At 65.4% G+C, this 17,201-nt stretch carries 15 protein-coding genes (1 of these 15 only partly in view); 11 read left to right on the forward strand and 4 right to left on the reverse strand.

Features of this window, described 5'->3' with window-relative positions:
- Positions 1–1,306 carry the 3' portion of an ATP-binding cassette domain-containing protein gene (locus tag F0Q04_RS22635; RefSeq protein WP_182343644.1) on the forward strand. It extends 611 nt beyond the left edge of the window, so 1,306 of the gene's 1,917 nt are visible here — the last part of the coding sequence; its start codon lies beyond the left edge, outside the window; the stop codon is at positions 1,304–1,306.
- Positions 1,307–1,346: 40 nt separating this feature from the next.
- Here the strand turns inward: F0Q04_RS22635 and F0Q04_RS22640 are convergent, their stop codons facing one another.
- Positions 1,347–2,813 carry a PLP-dependent aminotransferase family protein gene (locus F0Q04_RS22640; protein ID WP_182343646.1) on the reverse strand — a complete coding sequence of 489 codons (1,467 nt, stop codon included), beginning with the start codon at positions 2,811–2,813 and terminating at the stop codon, positions 1,347–1,349.
- A gap of 236 nt (positions 2,814–3,049) precedes the next feature.
- On the opposite strand from F0Q04_RS22640, the gene F0Q04_RS22645 reads away from it, so the two are divergent.
- From F0Q04_RS22645 to F0Q04_RS22675, 7 genes are all read left to right on the forward strand, one after another.
- Complete coding sequence (locus F0Q04_RS22645) at positions 3,050–3,646, forward strand: LysE family translocator (protein ID WP_116927847.1); 597 nt, start codon at positions 3,050–3,052, stop codon at positions 3,644–3,646.
- 265 nt (positions 3,647–3,911) lie between these two features.
- Positions 3,912–5,099 carry a PLP-dependent aminotransferase family protein gene (locus F0Q04_RS22650; protein ID WP_182343648.1) on the forward strand — a complete coding sequence of 396 codons (1,188 nt, stop codon included), beginning with the start codon at positions 3,912–3,914 and terminating at the stop codon, positions 5,097–5,099.
- A gap of 111 nt (positions 5,100–5,210) precedes the next feature.
- Positions 5,211–5,852 carry a glutathione S-transferase gene (locus tag F0Q04_RS22655; RefSeq protein WP_182343651.1) on the forward strand — a complete coding sequence of 214 codons (642 nt, stop codon included), beginning with the start codon at positions 5,211–5,213 and terminating at the stop codon, positions 5,850–5,852.
- A 78-nt stretch (positions 5,853–5,930) separates the two neighbouring features.
- On the forward strand, positions 5,931–6,815 hold the full coding sequence (locus F0Q04_RS22660) for a PhzF family phenazine biosynthesis protein (RefSeq protein WP_182343653.1): 885 nt from the start codon (positions 5,931–5,933) through the stop codon (positions 6,813–6,815).
- 22 nt (positions 6,816–6,837) lie between these two features.
- Positions 6,838–7,776, forward strand: a complete 939-nt coding sequence (locus F0Q04_RS22665) for a PhzF family phenazine biosynthesis protein (RefSeq protein WP_182343655.1) — start codon at positions 6,838–6,840, stop codon at positions 7,774–7,776.
- Positions 7,773–8,465 (forward strand): VOC family protein, encoded by a 693-nt coding sequence (locus F0Q04_RS22670; RefSeq protein WP_232539449.1) that lies wholly within the window; start codon positions 7,773–7,775, stop codon positions 8,463–8,465. The genes F0Q04_RS22665 and F0Q04_RS22670 overlap by 4 nt, the downstream gene beginning before the upstream one ends.
- A gap of 32 nt (positions 8,466–8,497) precedes the next feature.
- On the forward strand, positions 8,498–9,466 hold the full coding sequence (locus F0Q04_RS22675; protein WP_182343657.1) for a threonine dehydratase: 969 nt from the start codon (positions 8,498–8,500) through the stop codon (positions 9,464–9,466).
- 17 nt (positions 9,467–9,483) lie between these two features.
- Here F0Q04_RS22675 and F0Q04_RS22680 read toward each other — a convergent pair whose 3' ends face one another.
- Both F0Q04_RS22680 and F0Q04_RS22685 read right to left on the reverse strand, forming a co-directional pair.
- On the reverse strand, positions 9,484–10,329 hold the full coding sequence (locus tag F0Q04_RS22680) for a creatininase family protein (RefSeq protein ID WP_182343660.1): 846 nt from the start codon (positions 10,327–10,329) through the stop codon (positions 9,484–9,486).
- Between the two features lie 69 nt (positions 10,330–10,398).
- Positions 10,399–12,387, reverse strand: coding sequence for a sigma-54-dependent Fis family transcriptional regulator (locus F0Q04_RS22685; protein ID WP_182343662.1), 1,989 nt, complete (start codon positions 12,385–12,387; stop codon positions 10,399–10,401).
- Positions 12,388–12,682: 295 nt separating this feature from the next.
- Here F0Q04_RS22685 and F0Q04_RS22690 point away from each other — a divergent pair, with 295 nt between their 5' ends.
- The 3 genes from F0Q04_RS22690 to F0Q04_RS22700 all read left to right on the forward strand — a co-directional run bounded on the left by F0Q04_RS22690 (position 12,683) and on the right by F0Q04_RS22700 (position 15,357).
- Entirely contained in the window at positions 12,683–14,203 is a 1,521-nt protein-coding gene (locus F0Q04_RS22690; RefSeq protein ID WP_116926383.1) for an aldehyde dehydrogenase family protein, read from the forward strand.
- Between the two features lie 139 nt (positions 14,204–14,342).
- Positions 14,343–14,744 carry a DUF779 domain-containing protein gene (locus F0Q04_RS22695; protein WP_182343663.1) on the forward strand — a complete coding sequence of 134 codons (402 nt, stop codon included), beginning with the start codon at positions 14,343–14,345 and terminating at the stop codon, positions 14,742–14,744.
- 172 nt (positions 14,745–14,916) lie between these two features.
- Complete coding sequence (locus F0Q04_RS22700; protein ID WP_133248163.1) at positions 14,917–15,357, forward strand: polyhydroxyalkanoate granule-associated phasin; 441 nt, start codon at positions 14,917–14,919, stop codon at positions 15,355–15,357.
- Between the two features lie 12 nt (positions 15,358–15,369).
- Here the strand turns inward: F0Q04_RS22700 and F0Q04_RS22705 are convergent, their stop codons facing one another.
- Positions 15,370–17,196 carry an ABCB family ABC transporter ATP-binding protein/permease gene (locus F0Q04_RS22705; RefSeq protein WP_182343665.1) on the reverse strand — a complete coding sequence of 609 codons (1,827 nt, stop codon included), beginning with the start codon at positions 17,194–17,196 and terminating at the stop codon, positions 15,370–15,372.
- Positions 17,197–17,201: the final 5 nt, after the last annotated feature.

Genomic DNA, 17,201 nt, shown 5'->3' on the forward strand with positions numbered 1-17,201 from the left:
CTTTCTGGATGCGGTCGCGACCCGCATTGTCGAGCTGGACCGTGGCCAGCTGCGCAGCTACCCCGGCAACTTTGCGCAGTACGTCGTGCAAAAGCAGGAGCAGTTGGCACAAGAGTCGGTGATCAATGCCAAGGCCGACAAACTGCTGGCCCAGGAAGAGATCTGGATCCGCAAGGGCGTCGAAGCCCGCCGCACGCGCAGCCAGAGCCGGATCGAGCGGCTCAAGGTGATGCGCAACGAGCATGCCGCACGCCGCACCGCCCAGGGCAGTGTGAAGATGGACATTGCCTCGGGCACGGGCAGCGCCTACCAGGGCAAGATCGTTGCCGAGCTGACCGATGTCAGCAAGCGTTTTGGCGACCGGACCATTGTGCGCAACTTCAGCACCACGGTGCTGCGCGGCGACAAGATCGGTCTGCTCGGCCCCAATGGCGCGGGCAAAACCACCTTGCTGAAGATGATTCTGGGCGAGTTGGCCGCAGACAGCGGCACGATTCGCCAGGGCGCCAACCTGCAGGTGGCCTATTTTGACCAGATGCGCGATGCCATCAATCTGGATGCAACCCTGGAGGACTTCATCAGCCCGGGCAGCGAATGGATCGAGATCGGCAACCAGCGCAAGCATGTGAAAAGCTACCTGAGCGATTTCCTGTTCTCGCCCGCACGCGCGCACTCCCCGGTGCGTTCCCTGTCGGGTGGCGAGCGCAACCGCTTGCTGCTGGCCCGCTTGTTTGCCCGCCCCGCCAATGTGCTGGTGCTTGATGAACCCACCAACGACCTGGACATCGACACCCTGGACCTGCTGGAAGACCTGCTGCAGCAGTACGACGGCACGGTCTTCCTCGTCAGCCATGACCGGACCTTTTTGGACAACGTGGTCACCAGCATCATCGCCGCCGAAGGCGATGGCCATTGGCGCGAGTACGAGGGCTCGGTGCAGGACTGGCTGATCCAGTCACGCCGCTCGCGTGAGATTGCCGAGCAGCGGGATGCTGTGCAAGCCAGCAAGCTGGCCAAAGAGAGCAAGGCCGCCGCCGCTGCCCCCGCGCCAGCGCCCGCTGCAACAGCCGTGCCCAGCGCACAGCCCAAGCGCAAGCTGAGTTACAAGGACCAGCGCGACCTGGACACCTTGCCCGCCCGCATTGCCGAGCTGGAGGCCGAGCAAAAGGACATCCAGGCCAGGCTGGCCGATGGCAGCCTCTACACCAAGGACTATGGCCAGGCGATGCAGTTGCAGCAGCGCGATGCCGCCATTGAAGAGCAGCTGCTTGAAGCATTGATGCGCTGGGAAGAGCTGGCCAGCTGATCCGGCGCCGCGCTGTGCCTTTGAACAGGTTCTTAGCGATTCAGCGCGGCATGGACTCGGCCTGCGCAAACTCCGCGCGCACCCGCTGGTAAACCCGCCAGAAGCTCGGGTCCTGCGTGCAGGCATAGTTGATGCGCATCAGCGTGGACGGCTGGCGGCTCGCATGAAAGAGGCTGCCTGGCGCAATCAGGTAGTTTTCATCGAGCATGCGCTGGGCCAGCACCTCGGTATCCATGCCGGTATCGACCCAGCCGAACATGCCTGCGGGCTCGGTGACAAAGCGGCAACCAGCCTCCAGCGCCAGCGGCACGCTGTGCTTGCGCGCCTGCACTAGGTGGCTGCGCATGCGCTCGATATGGCGCCGCAGCTGGCCGTTTTCCATGCACAGCGCCATCGCGCGCTCCATCAGCGCCGGGCTGGTCAAGGTCGACAGCAGCTTGGTGTCCAGCATGCGGTCCACCAGATCGGGTGGCGCCGCCATATAACCCACGCGCCAGTTGGGCGCCAGAATCTTGGCAAAGCCGCTCACATAGATACTGCGCTTCAAGCCATCGAGCACGCTGAGCCGCGTGGCATGCTCGGGGGCGATATGGCTGTAGGTGTCGTCCTCAACGATATAGAAATTGAAGGCCTGCGCCAGTTGCAGCACCTGGTGGGCGGCTGCCGGGTGCAGGCTGTAGCTGGTGGGGTTGTGCAGCACGCTGACGCTGACATAGAGCTTGGGCGCATGGGTTTCGCAGTAATGGCGCATGACGGCCAGATCCGGGCCATCGGGCCCGCGCGGCACCGGCAGCACCTGCATGCCCAGCGCCGCCAGCCGGGCAAACTCCACCGACCAACCAGGCTCCTCCACCATCACCGCATCGCCCGCTTTCAGCAAGGTGCGGCTGACAATATCCAGCCCCTGGGTGGCGCCCATCGTGGTCATCACCTGCTCCACCCCCACCGGCAAGCCCAGCTCCTTGAGCCGATCGGCCAGCAGCGCGCGCAGCAGCTCATCGCCCATGGGCGCGCCGTAGCTCCAGTGCATGGCATGCAGCGCGTCCGAGCCCACGACCTTGCGCAGCGCCGATTGCAAAAACTGGTTCTGCAGCCATTCGGGCGGGAACATGCCCGCCCCCGGCTGCGGGTGCGTGGCCTTGTGCATCATGCCCCGGATCAGCGAGGTCGCATTGATGCGGGCAGAGGCCGCCGGCAGCGACAGCGACACCGCATCCTTCAAGGTCTTGTCCTTGGCCGCAGGGGCAGCGGATGGCGCGGTGACCACGGCCTTGGCCACATAGTCACGCACATAAAAGCCGCGTTGGCGGCGCGCCTCGACCAAGCCCTGGGCCTGCAGCAAGTCATAGGCCGCGACCACGGTATAGGGGCTGACGCTTTGCTGGGCAGCGCAGGCCCGCACCGACGGCAGCCGCGCGCCGGCCGGCAGCAGGCGCGAGCGAATGCGTTCGGCAAAGCGCGCCGCCAGTTGCTCGGTCAGGGTATGGGTGGTATCGCGGGTCAGCATGGCAAAAGAGTGAGATGTACTGGTTTTGGCACCAATACAGTTCATGGTATTGATTTTCTGTCTGTACTGTAACTGTATTGCTATCAGCGCTACATTATTTTTTGGCAAGCCTGCCCCCGAGGCCCAAACTGTCCCCGCCGCAACCGGACCGCCCCCTCGCTCTGCCGGAATGCTGCAGCGGCAGGGCATGATGGGATCCCCCAAGGGCCGTAGATACGATCACCATGACAACGACCATGACCGCCGTAGAGTTCAGCGCATTTCTGGTACTGGCCACGGCCATGAGCTTCACCCCCGGGCCCAACACCACGATGGCGGCAGCCATGGGTGCCAACTGGGGGCTCAAACCCGCGATGCGCTTTGTCTGGGGCGTGCCCCTGGGCTGGGGCGCCCTGCTGCTGCTTTGCGCCAGCGGCGTGGGTGCGCTGGTCATGGCGGCGCCCGCTCTCAAAGGCGCCATCAAGGCGGTCGGCATTGTCTACCTGGTCTGGCTGGCCTACAAACTCAGCCGCAGCGGCCGATTGGCTGAGGCCCAAAACGGCCATCTGCTCGGTTTTTGGCAGGCCGTGGGCTTGCAGTTCGTCAACGTCAAGGCCTGGTTGTTGGCGCTGGCCATTGTCGCGGGCTGGATTGTCGGCTTTCAGGATGCGCTGACGCGCCTGGCCATCGTGCTGCCGGTGATGCTGTTTTACGCCTTTGCCAGCAACTTTCTCTATGCCTCCGTTGGCGCGCTGCTGCGCAGCTGGCTGGCCCAGGGCCAGCGCCTGCTGTGGTTCAACCGGGCGATGGCGCTGATCCTGGTGCTGACCGCAGCCTGGATGATCAAGGCCTGAAGCCCGGAAGAAACAAAGCCTGTGCCACCACCCTCAAGCCCACCGCTAGACGGACAATCAAAGCCCTACTGGCAGGCCCGAGATGAGGCCTGCCCCTGCAAACCAACCAACATGCAGGCCAAAAGCCTGCCGGCAGAGGCCGCCCGCCGTGTGCCATCCCAGACGCCCGGCCCCGCCAATACGCCAACCCCAAGGTGGCTCTGCGCTGCATCCACCCCGGCCAGGGCGATGTCGCCCCGGCTACCTGTAATGAGATGAGGAAATGATGACGAACTGGACCCTGGCCAAACGCGCCGCCAGCATGAACCCCTCGGTGATCCGCGAGATCCTGAAAGTGACCGAGAAGCCCGGCATCATCAGCCTGGCCGGTGGCTTGCCCTCCCCCAAGACCTTCCCGATCGCGGCCTTCAAGGAAGCGGCGGACAAGGTGCTGCTGCAAGACGGCGCCTCTGCGCTGCAATACGCCGCCAGCGAAGGCTATGCGCCGTTGCGCGAGTTTGTGGCCCAGCAGCTGCCCTGGGACGTCAGCCCCGACCAGGTGCTGATCACCACCGGCTCCCAACAGGGCCTGGATTTGATGGGCAAGATCCTGCTCGACGAGGGCAGCCGCCTGCTGGTGGAGACCCCCACCTATCTGGGCGCGCTGCAGGCCTTTTCCCCCCAGCAACCCCAGGTGGTGGGGGTGGACAGCGATGACCAGGGCGTGATCCCCGACGACCTGGTGCGCAAAGCCGGAGAAGGCGCGGACAAGGCACGCATGGTCTACCTGCTGCCCAACTTCCAGAACCCGACCGGCCGCAGCATGGACGACGCCCGCCGCCAGGCCGTGGTAGACCGCCTGGCCACATTAGGCATTCCGTTTCTGGAAGACAACCCCTATGGCGACCTCTGGTACGACCAGGCGCCCCCTGCCCCGCTGACCGCCCGCAACCCCGAGGGCGGCGTGTACCTGGGCTCCTTCTCCAAGGTGCTGGCACCCGGCCTGCGCCTGGGTTATGTGGTGGCGCCCAAGGCCGTCTACACCAAGCTGCTGCAGGCCAAGCAGGCGGCCGATCTGCACACGCCCACCTTCAACCAGCGCATGGTGGCCGAGGTGGTGCAAAGCGGCTTTCTGGACCAGCATGTGCCCACCATCCGCACGCTCTACAAAAAGCAGCGCGATGCGATGCTGGCCGCGCTGGCTGAACATTTCGCGGACCTGGATGTGCAGTGGACCACGCCGACGGGCGGCATGTTCCTCTGGCTGCGCATGCCCGAAGGCATTGATACCGTCGCCATGCTGCCCGCCGCCGTCGAGCGCAATGTGGCCTATGTGCCCGGCAGCGCCTTCTATGCCAGCCAGCCCGACAACCGCACGATGCGCCTGTCCTATGTAACGGCCTCGGAAGAGCAGATCCATATTGCGATCCGGGCGCTGGCTGATACGGTGCGTGCCGCGCTGGCAGCGCGATAAGCCAGCTGGCCTGATCGCCAGAGCGCCAGTCCGCATGGCAGGCACTCTGGCCACACCACCACCACGCAGCCCGCCTGTGCGCGGGCCGCGCGCCAATACCAAGGAAGAGACATGCTGAAAATCTGGGGCCGCATCAGCTCGATCAATGTGCGCAAGGCCGTCTGGGCCGCGCAGGAAGTGGGCGTTGCGTTTGAGCGCATAGACACCGGCGGCAAGTTTGGCGGCACGCAGACGCCGGAGTTTCTGGCCCGCAACCCCAATGCGATGGTACCGGCCATCGAAGACGGCGAAGGCGCCATGCGGCTGACCCTGTTCGAGTCCAATGTGATCGTGCGCTACCTCTGCGCCCGCTACGCGCCCGGCGTGCTCTACCCGGCAGCGCTGGCCCAGCGCTTTGATGCCGAGCGCTGGATGGACTGGCAGCAAACGACGATGAACCCCGCCGGGCGCGATGCGTTTATCCAGCTCATCCGCACCGCCCCCGCGCAGCGCGATGCGCCAAAGATCGCCGCCTCCATCGCCGCAATGGAGCCCTTGCTGCAGCTGCTGGACCGGCATCTGGCCAGCCAGCCCTATCTGCAAGGCGCACAGTTCGGCATGGCCGATATCCCCGTCGCCTGCGAGGTGCACCGCTGGTGGAACCTGCCCGCCGCCGCCTACCAGCGGCCCCACTACCCACATGTGGAGCGCTGGTTTGCCGCGATGCTGGCCCGCCCGGCCAGCCGGGGCGTGTTGGATATCACGATCGAATAAGCGCCGCCCAGCCCGCTCCCCGCACCGCGCCAAAACGGCTCGCCCCACCATTTGTTGACATCCCAAGACCCAACCACCATGCAGCCACGCCGCTTTGCCCAGCTCGATGTATTTGCCCACCATGCGCTGCAAGGCAATGCGCTGGCCGTGGTGCTCGATGGCGAGGGCCTCAGCGCCGCGGCGATGCTGAACTTTGCGCGCTGGACCAACCTGTCCGAAACTACCTTTGTGCTGCCGCCCACGGCCGAGGGGGCCGACGGTGGCGCCGATTACCGCTTGCGCATCTTTACCCCGGCGGGCGAGCTGGCCTTTGCCGGCCACCCAACCCTGGGCAGCTGCCAGGCCTGGCTCAACGCCGGCGGCACACCGCGCCAAGCGCAGCGGGTGGTGCAGGAATGCGCCAAAGGCCTGGTCAGCATCCAACGCTCGGCTGCTGCTGGATTGGAGGGCTTGGCCTTTGCCGCGCCACCGCTGCAGCGCAGCGAGGTACCCGCCGGTGTGCAGGCGCAGGTGCTGGCCGCCCTGGCACTGCAGGCCGATGACCTGGTCGCCGCGCAGTGGCTGGACAATGGATCACGCTGGATGGGCTTGCTGATGCGCGATATAGAGGTGCTACCCCGCGCCCAGCCCAACGCGGCTGCGCTGCGGGCACTGGGCGTCAAGGCCGGCCTCTGCGCCCTCCACCGGCCCTGCAGCGGCACGATTGCGGCAGAACCTGTGCTGGAAGTGCGCGGCATCACCTTGACCGCCCACGGCATTGCCGAAGACCCGGCCACCGGCAGCCTCAATGCCAGCCTGGCCCAGTGGCTCAGCGCAGTCGGCCATATCGCTCTGCCCTACTGCGTGCAGCAAGGGGCGGCGATCGGCCGCGCGGGCCGCATGCGCCTGGTCGCCGATGCGCAGGGCCAGATCTGGGTGCAGGGGCGTGTACACAGCGTGGTCACCGGCCACGTCGTTCTCTGAATACCGAAGAAAGGAAGCTCTTATGCGTACACGCGCCTTTATGCAGGTGGATGTGTTTTCCGAAACCGCCTACCGTGGCAACCCGCTGGCCGTGGTGCTCGAAGGCGAGGGCCTGAGCGACGAGGCCATGCAGGCCTTTGCCCGCTGGACCAATCTGTCCGAAACCACCTTTTTGCTGCCACCCACACCCGAGGGCCGCGCCCAGGGTGCGGACTACCGGGTGCGCATCTTCACCCCCGGCGGCGAGCTGCCTTTTGCCGGCCACCCGACCTTGGGCAGTTGTCACGCCTGGCTCGCAGCCGGCGGCCAGCCGCAGCAGACCGGCCGCATTGTGCAGGAATGCGCCAAGGGCCTGGTGCCCTTGCAGCAAGACGCGCGCAATGGCCGGCTGGCCTTTGCCGCGCCCTCACTCAGCCGCAGCGCCATCAGCGCGGCCGAGCTGGCCCCGGTGCTGCAGGCCATCGGGCTGCAGGCAGACCAGGTGCTGGCCCAGCAAAAGCTGGACAACGGCCCCGTGTTCTGGGCCTTGCTGCTGGACGACCCCGACACTGTGCTTGCGATCCAGCCTGATCTGGCGGCGCTGCATGGCCTGGGCATGGAGCTGGCCGTGGCCGCGCTGTACCCGCAAGCGGGCAAGGCACTGATCGGCCGCGCCAGCCGCGAGGCGCGTGCGTTTGACGGCGCCACGGGCCAGGCCAGCCGCCCACCGGAGGCCGATATCGAGGTGCGCGTCTGGTTCAACACCGGCACCAGCCTCAGCGAAGACCCGATCACCGGCAGCCTCAACGCCAGCCTGGCCCAGTGGCTGCTGGCCGAGGGCCATCTGCAGGCCCCCTATGTCGCCAGCCAGGGCATCAACCTGGACCGCAGCGGCATCGTCAACATCGCGCAGGATGCGGCAGGCCAAGTCTGGGTAGGCGGCCATATCTCCGCAGGCATCCAGGGCGAGGTGCTGCTGTGAACGGCGCCGGACTGGACCACCTGGTTGTCATGGCCGCCAGCCTGGACGAAGGCCTGGCCTGGTGCGAGGCGAGCTTGGGCGTGACGCCTGATGCGGGCGGCCAGCATGCCTTCATGGGCACCCACAACCGCCTACTGCGCATCAGCAGCCCGGCCTTTGCAGCGAGTTACCTGGAGATCATCGCGATCGACCCGCAAGGCCAGGCGCCTGGCGGCCATCGCCGCTGGTTTGACATGGACGATGCCGCGCTGCAGGCCCAGGTGCGCAGCCAGGGGCCGCAGCTGACCCACTGGGTCGCGCGCGTCAGCGGCATAGCACAAGCGACCGAGGCCTTGCGCGCCCTGGGCTATGGCGCCGGCACGCCCCAGGCCGCCAGCCGGCAAACGCCCCGGGGCCTGCTGGCCTGGCAAATTGGCCTGCGCCCCGATGGCCAGCGCCTGCTCCAGGGCCTGCTGCCCACCTTGATTGAATGGGGGGAGCAGCACCCGGAAACCAGCATGGCGGATAAAGGCGTTGCACTGCAGCAGCTGCAGCTGCTGCACCCCGATGCAGCGGCCCTGCACACCGCGCTGCAGGCAATAGGCCTGGGCAGCCACCCCGCCTTACAGGTGGCCCAAGCGCCCACGCCTGCGCTGGTCGCGCATTTGCACACGCCCAAGGGGCTGGTGCAGCTGCGCAGCCGTCTCTGACCCGCTCTTCAACGCACCCTTTTTTCTGATCTATGCAAGCCATCTCCCTGCCCAGCCTCGCCGAAATCGAGGCCGCCTCCCGCATCGTCTACCGTGAGTTCCAGGCCACGCCGCAGTACCGCTGGCAGCTGCTGGGCGAACGCCTGGGGGCCGAGTGCTGGCTCAAGCACGAGAACCACACGCCCGTCGGCGCGTTCAAGATCCGGGGCGGTCTGTCTTACTTTGCACAGATGGCAGCGCGCGGCACCCTGCCCGCGCAGGTGATCAGCGCCACGCGCGGCAACCATGGCCAGAGCATTGCCTGGGCTGCGCGCAGCCATGGCGTGCGCTGCACCATCGTCGTGCCCCATGGCAACTCGGTCGAGAAGAACTTGGCGATGCGCTCGCTGGGTGCCGAGCTGATCGAGCACGGAGACGACTTCCAGGCCGCCCGCGAGCATGCGATGGCGCTGGCCGAGCACAGCGGCGCCCACATGGTGCCCAGCTACCACCCGGACCTGGTCAGCGGCGTCAGCACCTACTGGTGGGAATTTTTGCGCGCCGTGCCGCATTTGCAGACCGTCTATGTGCCCATTGGCCTGGGCTCGGGCGCCTGCGCCGCCGTGGCGGCCAAGCTGGCCTTGCAGCACCCGGTGCGCATTGTCGGCGTGATCAGCACCGGCGCCACCACCTACCGTGATTCCATCGCCGCCGGTGAAGTAGTCGAGGCGGTGGTCAGCACCGAGATTGCCGACGGCATGGCCGTGCGCCGCGCCGACCCGATGGCCCTGCCGGTGCTGCGCCAGCACCTGGACCACCTGGTGGCCGTCAGCGACGACGAGGTGCGCGCAGCGATGCGCTTCCTGTTTACCGACACCCACAATGTGGCCGAAGGCGCCGGTGCCGGCGCCCTGGCCGCCGCGCTGCAGGAGCGCGAACAGATCACCGGCCAGACCGTGGGCCTGGCGCTGACCGGCGGCAATGTCGATGCGGCCGTGTTCAGCGAGGTGCTGCGGGGTTGATCCTCAGCGGGTAGCCATCAGCGCGGCGGCACCGTCCACGCCAGCTGGTGGATCTCCTGCAGCAGCAAGGCCAGTTGCTGGGCCGCTGCCTCGACCACCGCCCGGCCTTTGTCTGCCGTGGCGCCCGCGGCATTGCCAACGGCGCCGCAGGGGTTGTAGTCTTCCATCGCCCAGCCCATCTTGGCGCTCTTGCCATTGCCCACAATCGCAAAGCGCCGCGCCCGGTCCTGCGACGTGGAATGGAAGCAACCCGCCTGCGCCATGTCCACCTGCGCGGGTGCAAGGTGCAGCATCATCGAGGTTTCCACCTCGCCGCCATGGATGCCAAAGCGGTGCTCCTCAGCGCTGAACAGGCCTGTCACTTCAGCGGGCAACGGCAGGCCGCCCCAGCTGCTGCTGTAGACCAGCATGCCATGGGCGATGCGCAGCTCGCGCGCGACGATATCCATCACCGCCACCTGCCCGCCATGGGTGTTGAACATCAGCAGCTTGCGGATACCCGCACGCGCCACCGCCTGGCCCAGCGCCGTCCACAGGTCGATGATGAGCTTGGGCGGCAGGCTCAAGGTGCCGGGAAAGTTCAGGTGCTCGGTGCTCAGGCCAATGTTCTGCGCCGGCAGCACCAGCACGGGCACATCGGGTGGCAGCAGCGGCATGGCCGCCGCCACAATGCCTTGCAGCAAGGTGGCATCGACAGAGACTGGCAAATGCGGGCCATGCTGCTCCACTGCGCCGACGGGCAGCACCGCCACCGTGCTGGCCGCCAGGCCGCTGGTCTGCGCCTGGGCAAATTCGCGCGTGCTGATATCGGCCCACCAGCGCGAAGACCAGGTGGCGACAGCAGGGTTTTCAGAGGCGGGCATGGGCATTCCAACAAACAGGCGGCACACCATGTGCCGGCGCAGCAGCTATCTTAGGCCATGCAGCTAAGCCTAAGCCGTCTTGAGCCGGCGGTACAGGGTCTGCCGGCTGATGCCCAGCAGCTTGGCCGCCTGTGATACATTGCCCCGGCACTGCTGCAGCATCTGCGCAATGGCGGTGTGCGAGAGGGTTTTCAGATCGGTGGCCGGCAGGCTGGGTGGCTGCGCTTGCGCGGCCAAAGCGGCTACCGCCATCGGCGCGCCCTCGCGGTAGCGCAGCAGCTCCTGCGCCAGATCGTCGGAGAGCTGCGACCAGCCAATCGTGTCCTCGCCGGGCAGCAACAGCGCCGATGCGGTCTGCAGCGCGTTGGCGTACTCGCGCAGATTGCCGGGCCAGGGGTAGTGCGCCATTGCAAAGGCCAGATCAGGATGCAGCCGTACCGGCTGGCTGGGGTTGAACTGGTCCAGCAAGCGGCGGGTGATGGCCTCGCGGTCGCTGCGCTCGCGCAGCGCGGGCAGCTGCAAGGCCAGGCCGTTGATACGGTAGAACAGATCGGCCCGAAAGCGCCCCTGCGCCACCGCCTCGCGCAGCTGGTGGTGGGTGGCACAGACCAGCGCAAAATCGAGCTGCTGGGCCTTGCCGCCGCCCAACGGCGTGATGCTGCGCTCCTGCAGCACACGCAGCAAACGGGTTTGCAGCGCCAGCGGCATATCGCCAATTTCATCGAGGAAAAGCGTGCCGCCCTGGGCCTCGCGCAAGCGGCCCAGTTGGCCATCGCGCCGGGCGCCGGTGAAAGCCCCGGACTCGTAGCCAAACAGCTCGGCCTCGATCAAATGCTCCGGAATCGCCGCGCAATTGATGGCCACAAAAGGCGCGGCATGGCGTGCGCTGCTGTCGTGCAGCGCGCGCGCAAACAGCTCCTTGCCTACGCCCGATTCGCCCTGCACCAGCAAGGCAATGCCCTTGCCCCAGGTGCGCCGCCCGCGCTCGGCCGCAGCGCGCCAGCCCGGGTCACCGGTGTCCAGCCGGGCCAGCGCATCGGGCGCCGCTGGCTGGGGCACGGCCACGAGCGGCGCCCGGCCCGCGCGATCGCCTGGCAGCGCGGGCGGTGCAGCGCCCACCGGCGTGGCGTGTGATGCCTGAGGCAGCACCAGGCGCGCAAACACGCTGCGGCCGGTGTGCAGGGCCGCCAGATGCAGGCGCTCGGTCTGGGTATGGCCCCGGGCCAGCCAGTCGCGCAGCGGCATCGCGCTGATGTCGTCCCAGTGCAGATGGCCCCAGTCGGCCGCGGCAATCTTGAGGCTTTGCATGGCGGTGCGGTTGCCGCCCAGCAGCAAACCATCGGGCGTCAGCGCCAGAATGCCTTCGGCGGCGGTACCCACCCCTTCGGCCTGGGTGTGGAAATGCATGCGCCAGTCGCGCTGGTGGCGTGCCAGCAGCCAGCGGTTTTCGATCATGCGGGCAGCGGTGGTGGCCAGCCCCAAGGTATGGGCCTGGGCCAGGCGCTGGTCGCCAGAGATATCGAGCACGCCCAGCAGCTGGCCCTGGGCGCTGAAGATGGGCGAGGCTGCGCAGTTCAAAAAACTGTTGGCCTCCAGAAAGTGCTCCGCGCCTTCGACGCGCAGCGGCGTGGCTTCCACCAGCGCCGTGCCAATCGCATTCGTGCCGCGCGCCTCTTCGGTCCAGATCGCGCCACTGCGCAACGCCACGCGCTCGGCCTTGTTCAGAAAAGGGGCGTCACCCAAGGTGTGCAGCAGGGTGCTTTGGGCGTTGGCCAGGATGACCATGCTGTGGCTGTCCTGGATCTGCTCGAACACATAGTCCATCACCGGCCGGGCAATGGCCAGCAGGTCTTCGCTGCGCGTGAGCACCTGGCGCATTTCGGAGCCGGTGAGCGGATCGCCGCAAGACACCCGGCCGACTGGCTGTACCCCTGCGCGCAGGCTGCGTTGCCAGGAGCTGGCAATGCGCGCCTGCACCGCCCCGGGCGGGCATTCACCATGTGCCAACAAATGCACCCGTGCCTGGCGCAGCACCTGGGAGGTGATCTGGGGATCCATGTTGTCTCCTTGCAAGCCTGTCTGCGCAGGCCCATGGGGACAGTATAGGAAAGCGGCCGCACGGAGTCGCCGTGAATAGCCATGCCGCTGTCCGACTGTTCCAGATTGGAACACCTGCATTGTCCGGCGCTGTTCCAACGCCAGCCATCGCGGCCAGCGGGACTGATACAAATCAAGCACTTGGCACGCAATCGGGCCTGGCATGCATCTTGATATCTCAGGTGTGACTCGTGCCTTTTCCTGCTGGCATCCGGCACGAATCAGCTTGCGATATCCATTTCCAAGGAGACACACCATGCAATACGTATTTCCCGGCCAATCGGGCGCCAAGATCAGCTACAAAAAGCAGTACAACAACTTCATTGGCGGCCAGTGGAAGGCGCCGGTCAAGGGCCAGTACTTTGATGTGATCTCGCCGATCAACGGCCAGGTCTACACACAGGCCGCACGCTCGACCGCCGAAGATGTGGAGCTGGCACTGGATGCCGCCCATGCCGCGGCCGATGCCTGGGGCAAGAAATCAGCCACCGAGCGCTCCAATGTGCTGCTGCAGATTGCCGAGCGCATCGACGCCAATACCGAACTGCTGGCCTACGCCGAAACGGTGGACAACGGCAAGGCGATCCGCGAGACGCTCAATGCCGACATTCCGCTGTCGGCCGACCACTTCCGCTACTTTGCCGGCGCGCTGCGGGCGCAGGAAGGCGGCATCAGCGAGATTGACAACACGACGGTGGCCTACCATTACCACGAGCCGCTGGGCGTTGTGGGCCAGATCATTCCCTGGAACTTCCCCATCCTGATGGCTGCCTGGAAACTGGCCCCCGCCATTGCTGCGGGCAACTGCGTGGTGCTCAAGCCCGCAGAATCCACCCCCATCAGCCTGCTGATCCTCATCGAGTTGATCGAAGACCTGCTGCCCGCCGGCGTGCTTAACGTGGTCAACGGCTATGGCCGTGAGGCCGGCATGCCGCTGGCCAACAGCAAGCGCATCGCCAAGATTGCCTTTACCGGCTCGACCAGCACCGGCCGCGTCATCGCCCAGGCCGCTGCCAACAACCTGATTCCAGCCACCTTGGAGCTGGGCGGCAAGTCGCCCAATGTGTTCTTTGCCGATGTGATGGACCAGGACGATGCCTTCCTCGACAAGGCGATCGAAGGCCTGGTGCTGTTTGCCTTCAACCAGGGCGAGGTCTGCACCTGCCCCAGCCGCGCGCTGATCCATGAGTCCATCTATGACCGCTTCATGGAAAAAGTGCTCAAGCGCATTGCCGCCATCAAGCATGGCAACCCGCTGGACACCGACAGCATGATGGGCGCGCAGGCCAGCAAGGAGCAGCTGATCAAGATCAGCAGCTACCTGGACCTGGGCCGCCAGGAAGGCGCTGAAGTGCTGATCGGTGGCGCCGAAGCCAAGCTAGGAGGTGACCTGGACGGCGGCTACTATGTGCAGCCCACGGTGTTCAAGGGCCACAACAAGATGCGCATCTTCCAGGAAGAAATCTTTGGCCCGGTGTTGGCCGTCACCACCTTCAAGACCGAAGAAGAAGCGCTGGAGCTGGCCAACGATACGCTGTACGGCCTGGGCGCAGGTGTGTGGACGCGCAATGGCAACCTGGCCTACCGCATGGGCCGCGCGATCAAGGCCGGCCGCGTCTGGACCAACTGCTACCACCACTACCCCGCGCATGCCGCCTTTGGCGGTTACAAAGAGTCCGGCATCGGCCGTGAGAACCACAAGATGATGCTCAACCACTACCAGCAGACCAAGAATCTGTTGGTGTCCTACTCCGAAAACAAGCTGGGCTTCTTCTAATAGACAGGGTATGCAGGGCGGTGTGCCCGACCCAGGCTGCCTCAGCAGTCAGGGCTGGGGCCACGCACACCGCCTGTGCAACACCACCCATTCTGGCCGGCATGGCACCTGCCTTGCCCACCTCACAGGAGACAGCAACATGGTTGTGGAAAAGGTAGTGGCCACCCCGGCCGCGCAAGCGCTGATTGCCTTGCTCAAAGACAAGCATGGCCCTGGCCTGATGTTTCACCAATCGGGCGGCTGCTGCGACAACAGCGCGGCCAACTGCTACCTGCTGGGCGAGCTGACGATTGGCCAGGGCGATGTCTACCTGGGCGATATAGGGGGCTGCCCGTTTTACATGAGCACCTCCCAGTACACGTACTGGAAGCACACCCAGCTGATCATCGATGTGATCGACACGCACGGCGGCGGCACCTTCTCACTCGAAGGCCCCGAGGGCAAGGCCTTTCACACGCGCTCGCGCGTCTTCAGCAGCGACGAGCTGGAGGCGCTGCAGCAACAGGACGCGCCAGCCATTGCAAACAATGCGCAGTCCTAGGCCAGGTCAAGCGCTGTACCTACCCCACAAGAATGGTGCAAGAAATACAGGTATTCTTTTCATATCAATGGCTTAAGCAATAACCATGGGTGCAGGCAGGTGAAGTTGCTGCAATGCAGCATTCTTCAAAGCTTTCTACAATTTCCCTAGTTTTAACCCACTGGGAATGCCCATGACTGCAAGACACACTACCCAAGCCAAGGTCCAGAATCTGGCCACCAAAAGCCTGGAGCTCAGCTTGGCTGCTCCCCAGGTGGTCGCACAACGCGTGGGCCGCATGATGCTCGCTGGCACCCAGCCTTCGGCGCGCGACCAGCAAGAGTTCTACCGCATGGGCAACGAAAAGGTCACCGCCTTTTACGAATCCTGGATCGGGATGTGGACCCAGGCCTGTACAGCCTACTGGCAGGCCGCCGCCAGCCTGTATACCGTCCCAGGGCCGTTCACCCCCGGCAGCAGCAACCCGCTGGCCGCCTTTGGCGTGGGCAAGGCTACCTCGCGTATGGTCACGCAGCAGGTACGGGCCGTCACCGACGTGCTCAACGCCGGCATCACACCCGTCCATGCCAAGGCCGTAAGCAACGCCAAGCGGCTCTCGCGCAGCAAGCGCTAAGCAAATTTCAATCTACTGCTGCACCTGGTTGCGCTGCAAGGCCCACATGCTGGCATAGCGCGCACCCTGCGCCAGCAGCTGCGCATGGGTGCCGCGCTCCACAATGCGGCCGGCGTCCATCACCAGGATTTCATGCGCATCCACCACGGTGGACAGGCGGTGGGCAATCACCAAGGTGGTCTTGCCCTGCGCGGCCTTTTGCAGCTCCTGCTGGATGGCGCGCTCGTTGGCCGAGTCCAGCGCCGAGGTGGCCTCGTCAAAGATGAGGATCGGCGGGTTCTTGAGCAAGGTGCGGGCAATGGCCACGCGCTGCTTTTCGCCGCCCGAGAGCTTGAGCCCGCGCTCACCCACACGGGTGGCATAGCCTTCGGGTGAGGCCGCGATCATCGTGTGGATGCGCGCGGCCTGCGCAGCCTGCACGATCTCCTGTTGCGATGCGCCGGGTCGGCCATAGGCGATGTTGTAGGCGACGGTGTCATTGAACAGCACTGTGTCCTGCGGCACGATGCCGATCGCTCGGCGCAGGCTGTCCTGCGTCAGATCGCGGATGTCCTGGCCCGCAATGCGGATGGCGCCCGCCTGCACATCGTAAAAACGAAAGATCAACCGCGCGAGCGTGGATTTGCCGGCGCCCGAAGGGCCCACCACCGCGACGGTCTTGCCCGCAGGCACGACAAAGCTCAGGCCCTGCAAAATGGGGCGATCCGGGTGGTAGGCAAAATGCACGTCGTCAAAACGCAGCTCAGGCTCGGCCTGCAGCGCCAGCGGCTGGGCCGTCGGCGCATCAGCCACCTCGCGCTGCTGGTCCATCAGCACAAACATGCGGTCCAGGTCGGTCAGGCTTTGCTTGATCTCGCGGTACAAGGTGCCCAGGAAATTGAGCGGAATGTACAGCTGGATCATGAAGGCATTGATCATCACCAGATCGCCCAGGCTGAGCCGGCCGTCGACCACGCCCTGGGTGGCACGCCACAGCATTGCGACCAGCGCGACTGCAATGATCAGCTGCTGGCCACTGTTGAGCAGGCTCAGGCTGCTTTGGCTCTTGAGGCGCGAGCGGCGCAGTTTTTCCAGATCCCCGTCATAGCGCTGGGCTTCAAAGGCCTCGTTGTTGAAGTATTTCACCGTCTCGTAGTTCAGCAGCGAGTCAATCGCCTTGCTGTGCGCCGAGGAGTCGATCAGGTTCGCCTCGCGCCGAAAATGCGTGCGCCACTGGGTGACCACCACGGTGAACGTGATGTAGACCGTGAGCGCAACGATGGTGATGATGGCAAACCAGATATCGAACTGCACGGCCAGAATGCCCAGCACCAGCGCCAGCTCGATCAAGGTGGGCACGATGCTGTAGAGCGAGTAGGAGATGAGGGATTCCACCCCTTTGACGCCGCGCTCGATATCGCGCGTCATGCCGCCGGTCTGGCGCTCGAGGTGAAAGCGCAGGCTCATCGCATGCAGATGCTCAAAGGTCTGCAGCGCAATTGCGCGCGCGGCGCCCTGCGTGGCTTTGGAGAACACCAGCTCGCGCAGCTCGCCAAACACCGAGGTCAAAAGCCGCAGGCCCCCGTAGGCCAGCAGCAGTCCCACCGGCACCACCAGCAAGGCCTGGGGTTGGCCGGGCCGGATATCGAGCGCATCGACCACATGCTTGAGCAGTACCGGCACGCCGACATTGGCCACCTTGGCCCCCACCATCAGCACCAGGGCGGCGAGCACCCGCCACTTGTAGGTCCACAAATACGGCAGCAGTCGCTTCAAGGTACGGCCGTCGCCAGCGGTCAGATTTTTTCCATCACTAGGGGTAGGGCTTGTGGCGGCGGGCGCCTCGGCATAACGTCGCATCGGAG

Source organism: Comamonas koreensis (assembly GCF_014076495.1).
Lineage (GTDB): Bacteria > Pseudomonadota > Gammaproteobacteria > Burkholderiales > Burkholderiaceae_C > Comamonas > Comamonas squillarum.